Annotated in this window: 11 protein-coding genes; 3 read left to right on the top strand and 8 right to left on the bottom strand. The window is 59.4% G+C overall.

Features of this window, described 5'->3' with window-relative positions:
* From purB to HX815_RS25495, 5 genes are all read right to left on the bottom strand, one after another.
* A complete protein-coding gene (gene purB / locus HX815_RS25475; protein WP_003219584.1) occupies positions 1 to 1,371 on the bottom strand; it encodes an adenylosuccinate lyase in 1,371 nt (456 codons plus the stop codon).
* Between the two features lie 124 nt (positions 1,372 to 1,495).
* Positions 1,496 to 2,119 carry a high frequency lysogenization protein HflD gene (hflD, locus tag HX815_RS25480; RefSeq protein WP_003219586.1) on the bottom strand — a complete coding sequence of 208 codons (624 nt, stop codon included), beginning with the start codon at positions 2,117 to 2,119 and terminating at the stop codon, positions 1,496 to 1,498.
* Positions 2,116 to 3,240 (bottom strand): tRNA 2-thiouridine(34) synthase MnmA, encoded by a 1,125-nt coding sequence (gene mnmA, locus HX815_RS25485; protein WP_003219588.1) that lies wholly within the window; start codon positions 3,238 to 3,240, stop codon positions 2,116 to 2,118. The genes hflD and mnmA overlap by 4 nt, the downstream gene beginning before the upstream one ends.
* 59 nt (positions 3,241 to 3,299) lie before the next feature.
* The gene (locus tag HX815_RS25490) at positions 3,300 to 3,746 is read right to left on the bottom strand and encodes an NUDIX hydrolase (RefSeq protein ID WP_008431568.1); all 447 of its coding nucleotides are present in this window, start codon (positions 3,744 to 3,746) and stop codon (positions 3,300 to 3,302) included.
* A gap of 228 nt (positions 3,747 to 3,974) precedes the next feature.
* Positions 3,975 to 6,200, bottom strand: a complete 2,226-nt coding sequence (locus HX815_RS25495) for an NADP-dependent isocitrate dehydrogenase (protein ID WP_087693052.1) — start codon at positions 6,198 to 6,200, stop codon at positions 3,975 to 3,977.
* Positions 6,201 to 6,694: 494 nt separating this feature from the next.
* Between HX815_RS25495 and icd the strand changes: the two genes are divergently transcribed.
* Positions 6,695 to 7,951: an NADP-dependent isocitrate dehydrogenase gene (icd, locus tag HX815_RS25500; RefSeq protein WP_003219599.1), complete on the top strand. Its 1,257-nt coding sequence runs from the start codon at positions 6,695 to 6,697 to the stop codon at positions 7,949 to 7,951.
* Positions 7,952 to 8,021: 70 nt separating this feature from the next.
* Here the strand turns inward: icd and cspD are convergent, their stop codons facing one another.
* Positions 8,022 to 8,282: a cold shock domain-containing protein CspD gene (cspD, locus tag HX815_RS25505; protein WP_023658953.1), complete on the bottom strand. Its 261-nt coding sequence runs from the start codon at positions 8,280 to 8,282 to the stop codon at positions 8,022 to 8,024.
* Between the two features lie 224 nt (positions 8,283 to 8,506).
* Here cspD and clpS point away from each other — a divergent pair, with 224 nt between their 5' ends.
* Together clpS and clpA are read left to right on the top strand one after the other, a co-directional pair.
* On the top strand, positions 8,507 to 8,875 hold the full coding sequence (gene clpS / locus HX815_RS25510) for an ATP-dependent Clp protease adapter ClpS (RefSeq protein ID WP_003219604.1): 369 nt from the start codon (positions 8,507 to 8,509) through the stop codon (positions 8,873 to 8,875).
* 29 nt (positions 8,876 to 8,904) lie between these two features.
* Positions 8,905 to 11,175: an ATP-dependent Clp protease ATP-binding subunit ClpA gene (gene clpA, locus HX815_RS25515; RefSeq protein WP_003219606.1), complete on the top strand. Its 2,271-nt coding sequence runs from the start codon at positions 8,905 to 8,907 to the stop codon at positions 11,173 to 11,175.
* Between the two features lie 236 nt (positions 11,176 to 11,411).
* Here clpA and infA read toward each other — a convergent pair whose 3' ends face one another.
* The gene (infA, locus tag HX815_RS25520; RefSeq protein WP_002553999.1) at positions 11,412 to 11,630 is read right to left on the bottom strand and encodes a translation initiation factor IF-1; all 219 of its coding nucleotides are present in this window, start codon (positions 11,628 to 11,630) and stop codon (positions 11,412 to 11,414) included.
* 100 nt (positions 11,631 to 11,730) lie between these two features.
* On the bottom strand, positions 11,731 to 12,438 hold the full coding sequence (locus HX815_RS25525; RefSeq protein ID WP_003219609.1) for an arginyltransferase: 708 nt from the start codon (positions 12,436 to 12,438) through the stop codon (positions 11,731 to 11,733).
* Positions 12,439 to 12,483 lie beyond the last annotated feature (45 nt).

The raw sequence follows: 12,483 nt of genomic DNA on the forward strand, positions 1-12,483 counted from the left end.
TCAGATGCGTTTGGCTTGAGCCACAGCGTTGCCGATGTAGTTGGCCGGGGTGAGCAGTTTCAGCTCGGCCTTGGCGGCGGCTGGCATATCCAGGCCGTCAATGAAAGTTTGCAGCGCTTCGGAGGTGATGCCCTTGCCGCGGGTCAGCTCTTTGAGCTTCTCGTACGGGTTTTCGATGTTGTAGCGGCGCATCACGGTCTGGATCGGCTCGGCCAGGACTTCCCAGCAAGCGTCCAGGTCAGCGGCGATCTTCTGCTCGTTGAGCTCCAGTTTGCTGATGCCTTTGAGGCTGGCTTCGTACGCGATCACGCTGTGGGCGAAGCCCACGCCGAGGTTGCGCAGTACGGTGGAGTCGGTCAGGTCGCGCTGCCAGCGGGAGATTGGCAACTTGCTGGCCAGGTGCTGGAACAGGGCGTTGGCGATCCCGAGGTTGCCTTCGGAGTTTTCGAAGTCGATCGGGTTGACCTTGTGCGGCATGGTCGATGAACCGATTTCGCCGGCAATGGTGCGCTGCTTGAAGTAGCCCAGGGAGATGTAGCCCCAGATATCGCGATCAAAGTCGATCAGGATGGTGTTGAAGCGCGCAATCGCGTCGAACAGCTCGGCGATGTAGTCGTGGGGTTCGATTTGCGTGGTGTACGGGTTGAAACCCAGGCCCAGTTCGTCTTCGATGAAGGCGCGGGCGTTTTCTTCCCAGTCGATCTCAGGATAGGCCGACAGGTGGGCGTTGTAGTTGCCTACGGCGCCGTTGATCTTGCCCAGCAGCGGTACGGCCGCGACTTGAGCGATCTGGCGCTCCAGGCGGTACACCACGTTGGCCAGTTCTTTACCCAGGGTGGTCGGCGAAGCCGGCTGGCCGTGGGTGCGCGACAGCATCGGAACGTCGGCGAAACGGATCGCCAGTTCGCGGATGGCGTCGGCAGTCTGGCGCATCAGTGGCAGCATCACGTCATCACGGCCTTCGCGCAGCATCAGGGCGTGGGACAGGTTGTTGATGTCCTCGCTGGTGCAGGCAAAGTGGATGAACTCGCTGACCTTGGCCAGTTCCGGCAGCTTGGCCGCTTGCTCTTTGAGCAGGTATTCGATGGCTTTAACGTCGTGGTTGGTGGTGCGCTCGATCTCTTTGACACGCTCGGCGTGCTCCAGAGCGAAGTTTTCCGCCAGGGCGTTCAGCACAGCGTTGGCTTCGGCAGAGAACGCCGGCACTTCGCTGATGCCAGGGTGAGCGGCCAGGCGCTGGAGCCAGCGCACTTCAACCAGAACACGAGCACGGATCAACCCGTATTCGCTGAAAATAGGGCGCAGGGCCTGGGTTTTGCCGGCGTAGCGGCCGTCAACAGGGGAAACCGCAGTGAGCGAAGAAAGCTGCATGGGGTGTTCTCGGACAGTCGGGCAACGAAATGGGGCGCGTATCATACATGAAAAAATCCGCCGGTCCGTTGCCAACTGACCGGCGTATTACGCGTGGGGCTATAAAAAAATCGGTTGCTGCGACTTATTCGTTGCGCATCAACGGGTAAAGCTCTTTCAGCAATTTGCGTCGGCTGACCACCAACTGCCAGCGATGACCGCCCAATTGGCGCCATAACCGCGCCGAACGAATACCGGCCAACAGCAGGGCGCGGATTTTCGAGGCGTTGTTTGGTTGTTGCAGGTTGCGCATATCGCCGTGCACCTGGATCCGCTGGCGCAAGGTGCTCAGGGTGTCCTGGTACAGGGCGCCACAGGCTGCGATCACGTTTTCGTGGGCCGGGCCAAAATGCTCGACCTGGGACTGGATCTGCGGCAGGCGCTTGCCGATGGTGTCCAGCAGGTCGTCGCGCTTGGCCAATTGACGCTCCAGGCCGAGCATCGACAGGGCGTAGCGCAGCGGCTCGCGCTGCAAGGTGCTTGGGTCGCGCTCGAGGGCGCCGACCAGTGCGCGATAACCTTCGCGCAGGGCCAGGTCGTCGCCGCCGTACACTTCCAGGGTGTCCTTCGGGTCGCGGATCAGCAGGCTGCCGAGCATGCAGGTCAGGCCTGCCTCGGTGACCTGGCCGGTCTTGGCGATCTTGTCCACCAGCACCGCGGCGAGAAACACGCCGCCCAGTGCCGTCAGTTGCTCCTGGGTCGGGCTCATGCCTGGCTGCTCCAGGGTTCGGCAACTTCGATCACACCGCCCCCCAGGCAAATCTCTCCGTCATAGAACACTACCGATTGGCCGGGCGTTACGGCGCGCTGCGGGTCGTCGAAGGTGGCGCGATAGCCGGTGGCGGTTTTTTCCAGGGTGCAGGGCTGGTCGCTCTGGCGATAGCGCACTTTGGCCGTGAGGCGGCGCGGGCTGCTGAGGTCCACCGGGTTGACCCAGTAGATGTCCGAGGCCAGCAGGGCGCGGGAGAACAGCCATGGGTGGTCATTGCCCTGGCCCACGATCAGCTCGTTGTGCTCCAGGTCCTTGACCAGCACGTACCACGGCTCTTCGCCGGCGTCTTTCAAGCCGCCGATGCCCAGGCCCTGGCGCTGGCCAATGGTGTGGTACATCAAGCCGTGATGACGGCCGATGATCTCGCCTTCGGTGGTCTTGATCTCGCCCGGTTGCGCCGGCAGGTACTGCTTGAGGAAGTCGCTGAAACGGCGCTCGCCGATAAAGCAGATCCCGGTGGAATCCTTCTTCTTGGCGGTGGCCAGGCCGTGTTTCTCGGCAATGGCGCGCACTTCGGGCTTTTCCAGCTCGCCCACCGGGAACAGGGTCTTGGCGATCTGTTCGCCGCCGACGGCGTGCAGGAAGTAGCTCTGGTCCTTGTTGGCGTCCAGGCCCTTGAGCAGCTCGGTGCGGCCATCGATGTCGCGACGGCGCACGTAGTGGCCAGTAGCAATCAGATCGGCACCTAGGATCATCGCGTAGTCGAGGAACGCCTTGAACTTGATCTCGCGGTTACACAGGATGTCCGGGTTCGGCGTGCGACCGGCCTTGTATTCGGCCAGGAAGTGCTCGAACACGTTGTCCCAGTACTCGGCGGCGAAGTTGGCGGTGTGCAGCTTGATGCCGATTTTGTCGCAGACGGCCTGGGCATCCGCCAAGTCGTCCATGGCGGTGCAATATTCCGTTCCATCGTCTTCTTCCCAGTTCTTCATGAACAGGCCTTCCACCTCATAACCCTGCTCCATGAGCAGAACGGCGGAAACGGAAGAATCCACGCCGCCGGACATACCGACGATGACGCGCTTCTTTTGTGTGTCAGAAGGGGCTGGATCACGCATAGGATTTCAACGGGAGTCTTTAAAAAGGACGCGATTCTAGCAGGCTCGCGTCTGCAAGGCTAAAGAGAAGGGCGGATCAATTCGAGGCTGTGGCGCTGGCCGGCCAGATAATCGTCGATGCAGCGGATAATCAGCTCGCTGCGCCAGTCTTCGCGCAGGGCCATCAATTCGTCACGGGTCAGCCAGCGGGCGCGCAGAATACCGTCGTCCAGTGGGTAGTCCGGGTGGTGTTGCAGGGCCTTGGCGATGAAGCATACGCGCTGATAGGTCACGCCATTGCTGGGAGCGGTGTACAGGTAAATCCCGACAATCCCGGTGGCTTCGACGTCCCAGCCGGTCTCTTCGAGGGTTTCGCGCACGGCGGCCTCGGTCAGGGTTTCGTTCGGGTCGAGGTGACCGGCGGGCTGGTTGAGCACGGCGCGGCCGCCCTTGAGTTCTTCGACCATCAGGAAGCGGCCGTTGTCTTCGACGATGGTGGCGACGGTGATGTGAGGTAGCCAGGTCATAAAGTGCCTCGATTCAAGGTGTAACGCTGTCTTCAGGCGCGATTGCATTCAGTGTGGGAGCGGGCTTGCTCGCGAATACGGCGTGTCAGTTAAAGAGGTATTGACTGATCCACCGCATTCGCGAGCAAGCCCGCTCCCACATTTTGATTGGGTTTCTTCAATAAAAGTGCCATGTCCAGAAACAGAAACCCCGGCACAGGGCCGGGGCTTCTTTGCATCCTTACAACCTTACACCAGCGCAGCGATTGCCGCGTTGAGGGTGGCGCTTGGGCGCATGGCCTTGCTGGTCAGCTCGGCGTTCGGTGCGTAGTAGCCACCGATGTCCACTGGCTTGCCCTGGACAGCGTTGAGCTCGGCAACGATGGTTGCCTCATTCGCGGTCAGGGTCTTGGCCAGTTCGCCAAACTGCGCTTGCAATGCAGTGTCTTCGGTCTGGGCCGCCAGGGCTTGAGCCCAGTACAGCGCCAGGTAGAAGTGGCTGCCGCGGTTGTCGATGTTGCCGACTTTGCGCGATGGCGACTTGTTGTTGTCGAGGAACTGGCCGGTGGCCTGGTCCAGGGTCTTGGACAGTACCAGGGCTTTCGGGTTGTTGTACGTCACACCCAAATGCTCGAGGGATGCGGCCAGGGCGAGGAACTCGCCCAGGGAATCCCAGCGCAGGAAGTTCTCTTCAACCAGTTGCTGCACGTGCTTCGGAGCCGAGCCGCCAGCGCCGGTTTCGAACAGGCCGCCACCGTTCATCAGCGGCACGATCGACAGCATCTTGGCGCTGGTGCCCAGTTCCATGATCGGGAACAGGTCGGTCAGGTAGTCGCGCAGAACGTTGCCGGTCACCGAGATGGTGTCCAGGCCCTTGCGGGTACGCTCCAGGGTGAACTTCATCGCGTCGACCGGCGACATGATGCGGATGTCCAGGCCTTCGGTGTTGTGGTCTTTCAGGTAAGCCTGAACTTTCTCGACCACGACGCCGTCGTGCGCGCGCTGCGGGTCCAGCCAGAAGATGGCCGGGGTGTTGCTGGCGCGGGCGCGGTTGACGGCCAGTTTGACCCAGTCCTGGATCGGCGCGTCTTTGGTCTGGCACATGCGGAAGATGTCGCCGGCTTCAACAGCCTGTTCCATCAGCAGGTTGCCCTTGCTGTCGGTGACGCGGACTACGCCGTCAGCCTTGATCTGGAAGGTCTTGTCGTGGGAGCCGTACTCTTCGGCTTTTTTCGCCATCAGGCCAACGTTTGGCACGCTGCCCATGGTAGTTGGGTCGAAGGCGCCATTGGCCTTGCAGTCTTCGATCACTGCCTGGTAGATAGTGGCGTAGCAGCGATCCGGGATCACGGCCTTGGTGTCGTGCAGCTGGCCGTCGGTGCCCCACATCTTGCCGGAGTCACGGATCATGGCAGGCATCGATGCGTCGACGATGACGTCGCTCGGCACGTGCAGGTTGGTGATGCCTTTGTCGGAGTTGACCATCGCCAGGGAAGGGCGAGCAGCGTATACCGCCTGGATGTCGGCTTCGATCTGCGCTTGCTGATCGGCCGGCAGGGCCTTGATGCGAGCGTACAGGTCGCCGATGCCGTTGTTCAGGTTGAAGCCGATCTGCTCCAGCACCACAGCGTGCTTGGCCAGTGCGTCTTTATAGAACTCGGCAACGATCTGGCCGAACATGATCGGGTCGGAAACCTTCATCATGGTGGCTTTCAGGTGAACCGACAGCAGCACGCCTTGTTTCTTGGCGTCTTCGATTTCAGCGGCGATGAAGCTGCGCAGGGCTTTCTTGCTCAGCACGGCGGTGTCGATGATCTCGCCAGCTTGTACGCTGGTTTTTTCCTTCAGGACGGTAGCAGTACCGTCCTTGGCGATCAGTTCGATCTTGACGGCATCAGCGCCTTCGATCTGAACGGCTTTCTCGCTGCCGTAGAAGTCGCCGTTGCTCATGTGGGCAACGTGGGACTTGGAGTCGGCAGCCCAGGCGCCCATTTTGTGCGGGTGCTTGCGAGCGTAGTTCTTGACCGACAGCGGGGCGCGGCGGTCGGAGTTGCCTTCGCGCAGTACCGGGTTCACGGCGCTGCCCTTGACCTTGTCGTAACGTGCACGGGTTTCTTTTTCCGCGTCGGTGGTTACGGTTTCCGGGTAGTCCGGCAGGGCGTAGCCCTGGGCCTGCAGTTCCTTGATCGCAGCTTGCAGCTGAGGGGTCGAGGCACTGATGTTCGGCAGCTTGATGATGTTGGCTTCAGGGGTAACGGCCAGGTCGCCCAGTTCGGCGAGGTGGTCCGGCACGGCCTTGGCGCCCAGTTGCTCGGGGAAGCTTGCGAGGATGCGCGCGGCCAGGGAAATGTCGCGGGTTTCCACGGCAATATCAGCGGAAGCGGTGAAGGCCTCTACGATAGGCAGCAGTGAATAGGTGGCGAGGGCTGGGGCTTCGTCGGTGAAGGTGTAGATGATCTTCGAGCGGGTGGGCATATTCGGATTAACTCTCTTCTTTGCTGAAAGCATGCGCAGAAACTCGAGATGCGCCGGGTAAAGCGCGTTCGTTCAAAGTCATCCATGAGCGAAATGTCGAAGTTTCTTCGCGGTGATGTTGGGTTGCATCAGTCGAGCGTCAAGCGGGTGAGCTACTGTAGTAGCTCGGCTTTTCTGGCGGAGGGCGTCTGTCTAGAGCGGTCGGCCGTCGTGACTCTTTGGTCAGCGGCGGCATTATACATAGGTCGCTATGCTTACGCCGAGCCTTCATACAAAAGGTGTGTCGTCCATTGGTCTAAAGGTCGCAGGCAGCGGGTTGCGCCTAAAGTCGCATGATGTGCTCAAGATTGGCGCTTTTCCCTTTGCTTTCAAGCTTGTAGGCCGCTAAATATGCTGTTTTCGACGCAAATGTGCAGGGCCTGAGGTTTCAGTCCTCATTTATCTGGAGTAGGCTCGAACGCAGCCAGATGTTCAATCCATAGATGGAGTTCAGCATGGGATACAAGAAGATTCAGGTTCCGGCAGTCGGCGACAAAATCACCGTCAATGCAGACCATTCTCTCAATGTTCCTGACAACCCGATCATCCCCTTCATCGAGGGTGACGGTATTGGCGTCGACATCAGCCCGGTGATGATCAAGGTGGTCGATGCAGCTGTTAACAAGGCTTATGGCGGCAAGCGCAAAATCTCCTGGATGGAGGTGTATGCCGGCGAAAAGGCCACCCAGGTTTACGACCAGGACACCTGGCTGCCCCAGGAAACCCTGGATGCGGTCAAGGACTACGTGGTTTCCATCAAGGGCCCGCTGACCACCCCAGTCGGTGGCGGTATCCGTTCGCTGAACGTGGCCCTGCGCCAACAGCTCGACCTTTATGTGTGCCTGCGCCCGGTGCGCTGGTTCGAAGGCGTGCCAAGCCCGGTCAAGAAGCCAGGCGATGTGGACATGACCATCTTCCGCGAGAACTCCGAGGATATTTACGCCGGCATCGAGTGGAAAGCCGGCTCCCCGGAAGCGATCAAGGTCATCAAGTTCCTGAAGGAAGAGATGGGCGTCACCAAGATCCGTTTCGACCAGAACTGCGGGATCGGCATCAAGCCGGTGTCCCTGGAAGGCACCAAGCGCCTGGCGCGCAAGGCCTTGCAGTATGTCGTGGATAACGACCGCGACTCGCTGACCATTGTGCACAAAGGCAACATCATGAAGTTCACCGAAGGTGCCTTCAAGGAATGGGCCTACGAAGTGGCGGCCGAAGAGTTCGGCGCGACCCTGTTGGATGGCGGCCCGTGGATGCAATTCAAGAACCCGCGCACCGGCAAGAATGTGGTGGTCAAGGACGCCATTGCCGACGCCATGCTCCAGCAGATCCTGCTGCGCCCGGCCGAATACGACGTGATCGCCACCCTTAACCTTAACGGTGACTATCTGTCCGACGCCCTGGCGGCGGAAGTGGGCGGTATCGGTATTGCGCCGGGCGCCAACCTGTCCGACACCGTGGCGATGTTCGAAGCCACCCACGGTACTGCGCCGAAGTATGCCGGCAAGGACCAGGTCAACCCGGGTTCGCTGATCCTGTCGGCGGAAATGATGTTGCGCCACATGGGCTGGACCGAAGCGGCCGACCTGATCATCAAGGGCACCAACGGCGCAATTTCGGCCAAGACCGTGACCTATGACTTCCACCGCTTGATGGACGGCGCCAAGTTGCTGTCGTCGTCGGCGTTCGGGGATGCGCTGATTTCGCATATGTAAGCTGATACAGGGGCGTAAAAAAACCGGCCTGATGGGCCGGTTTTTTTTAGAGCGTTTGCTCAGTGGCTGATCAGGCCAGTTGTCTTTTTGATTTTTGAGCAACGCCCTCTTTGGGGGTAGTGGCGCTGACTGGAGCGCTGATATTCACTGCGTGCAAGCCCTTGGGTCCCTGAATGATGTCGAAGGAAACCGGTTGCCCTGCCTTTAGTGTCTTGTAGCCATCCATTTGGATAGCCGAGTAATGCGCAAATAGGTCGTCAGTCTTGTCGTCTTCGTTGATGAAGCCGTAACCCTTGGCATTGTTGAACCACTTGACCTTACCGCTCGCCATGCCCATATCCCTCTGCACCAGACTCCATCACTGGAGTATCATCCAGTTTATCCGTCCTAACCCGAATAAATAAGGTTGACTGCGCGGACCTTTTTTACCCACTGTGGGTTCTATTGGTTGTAACACTGATTTGCCGATAGTCAAGGCGACCAGTCGGTCAGAGTTGAAATTCTGACAGGTCGCCCCCACCACTGTATTTGAACCACTGACGAACCTTTCTTTCCATGCATGCAATCAGCCAGATTCGACTAACATTCAATCAGGATCGCCCGGATCATCAAGAAGACGACGACGGTTCTGCAGGCATTGCTGTCCAGGAGGCCAAGCCTGCTTTACAGGCGCCGCCGATGTACAAGGTGGTTTTGTTCAATGATGACTACACACCGATGGATTTCGTCGTCGAAGTGCTCGAGGTGTTTTTTAACCTGAACCGCGAGTTGGCGACCAAGGTAATGCTGGCCGTTCACACAGAAGGACGGGCAGTATGTGGAGTGTTTACCCGCGACATCGCCGAGACAAAGGCCATGCAGGTCAACCAGTACGCCAGGGAAAGCCAGCATCCGCTACTCTGTGAAATCGAGAAGGACGGTTAACTCCGACCACTTGGGTATGAGGTGAAGCTATGTTAAACCGCGAGCTCGAAGTCACCCTCAATCTTGCCTTCAAGGAGGCCCGTTCGAAGCGTCATGAATTCATGACCGTCGAGCACCTGCTGCTGGCACTTTTGGATAACGAAGCTGCCGCCACCGTACTGCGTGCGTGTGGTGCCAATCTCGACAAACTCAAGCATGACCTGCAGGAGTTTATCGACTCCACCACGCCGTTGATCCCCGTTCATGACGAGGACCGCGAGACCCAGCCAACCCTGGGCTTCCAGCGGGTACTGCAGCGTGCCGTTTTCCACGTACAGAGCTCCGGCAAGCGCGAAGTCACAGGGGCCAATGTGCTCGTGGCGATCTTCAGCGAGCAGGAAAGCCAGGCCGTCTTCCTGCTCAAGCAGCAAAGCGTTGCCCGTATTGATGTCGTCAACTACATCGCCCATGGCATTTCCAAGGTGCCGGGGCATGGCGATCACTCGGAAGGTGAGCAGGATATGCAGGATGACGAGGGCGGTGAGTCTTCTTCTTCGAGCAACCCGCTGGACGCTTATGCCAGCAACCTCAACGAACTGGCGCGCCAGGGGCGGATCGATCCGCTGGTAGGGCGTGAGCTGGAAGTTGAGCGCGTGGCGCAGATCCTGGCGCGTCGCCGCAAGAACAACCCGTTGTTGGTCGGTGAGGCAGGCGTGGGTAAAACCGCGATTGCCGAAGGCCTGGCCAAACGCATTGTTGATAACCAGGTGCCCGACCTGCTGGCCAACAGCGTCGTCTACTCCCTTGACCTGGGCGCATTGCTCGCCGGGACCAAGTACCGTGGCGATTTCGAGAAGCGCTTCAAGGCGTTGCTCGGCGAGCTGAAAAAACGCCCGCAGGCGATCCTGTTCATTGACGAAATCCACACCATCATCGGTGCCGGTGCGGCTTCCGGTGGCGTGATGGATGCGTCGAACCTGCTCAAGCCGCTGCTGTCTTCGGGCGATATCCGTTGCATCGGTTCGACCACGTTCCAGGAATTCCGCGGGATCTTCGAAAAAGACCGCGCCCTGGCGCGCCGCTTCCAGAAAGTGGATGTGTCCGAGCCTTCGGTAGAAGACACCATTGGCATCCTGCGCGGGCTCAAGGGGCGCTTTGAAGCGCACCATGGCATCGAGTACACCGATGAGGCGCTGCGTGCAGCCGCCGAGCTGGCATCGCGCTACATCAATGACCGGCACATGCCGGACAAGGCCATCGACGTGATCGACGAGGCGGGTGCCTACCAGCGCCTGCAGCCGGTAGAGAAGCGTGTGAAACGCATCGACGTGCCTCAGGTCGAGGATATCGTGGCGAAGATCGCGCGGATTCCGCCAAAACACGTCAACACCTCCGATCGGGAGCTGCTGCGTAACCTGGAGCGCGACCTCAAGCTGACCGTGTTTGGTCAGGATGCGGCGATCGACTCGCTGTCCACCGCGATCAAGCTGTCCCGCGCTGGCCTCAAGTCGCCGGACAAACCGGTCGGTTCGTTCCTGTTCGCCGGGCCTACCGGCGTCGGCAAGACCGAAGCGGCGCGGCAATTGGCCAAGGCCATGGGGATCGAGCTGGTGCGTTTCGACATGTCCGAGTACATGGAGCGTCACACCGTGTCGCGCCTGATCGGTGCGCCTCCGGGCTATGTCGGCTTCGACCAGGGCGGCCTGTTGACCGAGGCGATCACCAAGCAGCCACATTGCGTGCTGCTGCTCGATGAAATCGAGAAGGCGCACCCGGAAGTCTTCAACCTGCTGTTGCAGGTCATGGACCACGGCACCCTGACCGACAACAACGGGCGCAAGGCGGACTTCCGCAACGTGATCGTGATCATGACCACCAACGCCGGTGCCGAAACGGCCGCGCGGGCTTCCATTGGCTTTACTCATCAGGATCACTCTTCCGACGCCATGGAAGTGATCAAGAAGAGTTTCACGCCGGAATTCCGCAACCGCCTGGACACCATCATCCAGTTTGGTCGCCTCAGCCATGAGGTCATCAAAAGCGTGGTGGACAAGTTCCTCACCGAGCTCCAGGCGCAGTTGGAAGACAAGCGCGTGCAGCTGGAAGTCTCGGACGCGGCGCGCAACTGGCTGGCGGAAGGTGGCTACGACGCGGCAATGGGCGCTCGGCCAATGGCTCGCCTGATCCAGGACAAGATCAAGCGCCCACTGGCGGAAGAGATCCTGTTCGGCGAACTGGCAGACCATGGTGGCGTGGTGCACATCGATCTGAAGGACGGCGAGCTGACCTTCGACTTCGAAACCACGGCTGAAATGGCCTGATAGCTGACGCAACAAAACAAAAAGGCGCCGAGAGGCGCCTTTTTGCTGTCTTGAAACCGATGCAGATCAAATGTGGGAGCGGGCTTGCTCGCGAATGCGGTGTGCCAGTCGACACAATCAGTGACTGATACGCCGCATTCGCGAGCAAGCCCGCTCCCACAAGGGATTTCTGGTTTCAGGTAAATAGCGCACACACAAAAACGCCCGGCATAACCGGGCGTTTTGTATTGACTTGATTAACGGGCGCGGTAAGTGATGCGCCCTTTGCTCAGGTCATAGGGCGTCAGTTCGACGCGCACTTTGTCACCGGTAAGAATACGAATGTAGTTCTTGCGCATCTTGCCGGAGATATGCGCGGTTACGACGTGCCCATTTTCCAACTCCACACGAAACATGGTGTTGGGCAGGGTGTCGACGACAGTGCCTTCCATTTCGAAGCTGTCTTCTTTCGACATGCAGTAAAGCCCTCGGTATCCAGTGAATGGCCCGGTGCAACTGCGCCAGGCAAAAGCGGCGTGCATTGTGCCCGAAAAAGGGTGTTTAAGCCAAGAGGTTCTAGTTCAACGTGACCCATCTTTGGTTAATTAGCAGCTCAATGGGCCGATATTGGGTCTTGTAGTTCATCTTTTTGCAGTTTTTTATCCAGTATCCGAGGTACACCGCCTCCAATTCCAGGCGCAAGGCTTCACCGATCTGCCACAGGATCGCAAAGCGTCCCAGGCTGCGCCGTTCCTCGGCGGGCTCATAAAAGGTGTAGACCGCCGACAGGCCATTGGGCAGCAGGTCAGTCACGGCGACCGCCACCAGTCGTCCCTCGAGCCGAAACTCATAGAAGCGCGAGAAGGGCAGGTCGCGCACCAGGAAGGTGGAAAACTGGTCGCGGCTGGGCGGGAACATGTCGCCGTCGGCGTGGCGCTGTTCGATGTAGCGTTGGTAAAGGTCGAAATATTCTTCGCTGAAGCCGGGTTTGGTGGCGGTAACGGTCAGGTCGGCGTTGCGCTTCAGGATGCGTTTCTGGTTGCGGTCCGGCAGGAACTGCGCCACCGGGATGCGCGCCGGTACGCAGGCGTTGCAGTTCTGGCAGTGCGGCCGGTAAAGGTGGTCGCCGCTGCGCCGGAAGCCCATTTCCGACAAATCGGCATACACATGCACGTCCATCGGCTGGCTGGGGTCGAGGAACAGCGTGGTGGCCTGCTCATCGGGCAGATAGCTGCATGAGTGGGGTTGAGTGGCATAAAACTTCAAACGCGCCAGCTCGGTCATGATCAACCCTCGGATAAGCTTTGAAATAAGTGTAAGCCAGGTGTG

This window comes from Pseudomonas sp. E6002 (genome assembly GCF_013385565.1).
Taxonomy (GTDB): domain Bacteria; phylum Pseudomonadota; class Gammaproteobacteria; order Pseudomonadales; family Pseudomonadaceae; genus Aquipseudomonas.

Coding starts and splice junctions, on each gene's coding strand:
- clpS (WP_003219604.1), top strand. CDS start 8,507: ATGCATGCAATCAGCCAGATTCGACTAACATTCAATCAGGATCGCCCG.
- HX815_RS25490 (WP_008431568.1), bottom strand. CDS start 3,746: ATGACCTGGCTACCTCACATCACCGTCGCCACCATCGTCGAAGACAAC.
- cspD (WP_023658953.1), bottom strand. CDS start 8,282: ATGGCGAGCGGTAAGGTCAAGTGGTTCAACAATGCCAAGGGTTACGGC.
- mnmA (WP_003219588.1), bottom strand. CDS start 3,240: ATGCGTGATCCAGCCCCTTCTGACACACAAAAGAAGCGCGTCATCGTC.
- HX815_RS25525 (WP_003219609.1), bottom strand. CDS start 12,438: ATGACCGAGCTGGCGCGTTTGAAGTTTTATGCCACTCAACCCCACTCA.
- icd (WP_003219599.1), top strand. CDS start 6,695: ATGGGATACAAGAAGATTCAGGTTCCGGCAGTCGGCGACAAAATCACC.
- purB (WP_003219584.1), bottom strand. CDS start 1,371: ATGCAGCTTTCTTCGCTCACTGCGGTTTCCCCTGTTGACGGCCGCTAC.
- infA (WP_002553999.1), bottom strand. CDS start 11,630: ATGTCGAAAGAAGACAGCTTCGAAATGGAAGGCACTGTCGTCGACACC.
- clpA (WP_003219606.1), top strand. CDS start 8,905: ATGTTAAACCGCGAGCTCGAAGTCACCCTCAATCTTGCCTTCAAGGAG.
- hflD (WP_003219586.1), bottom strand. CDS start 2,119: ATGAGCCCGACCCAGGAGCAACTGACGGCACTGGGCGGCGTGTTTCTC.
- HX815_RS25495 (WP_087693052.1), bottom strand. CDS start 6,200: ATGCCCACCCGCTCGAAGATCATCTACACCTTCACCGACGAAGCCCCA.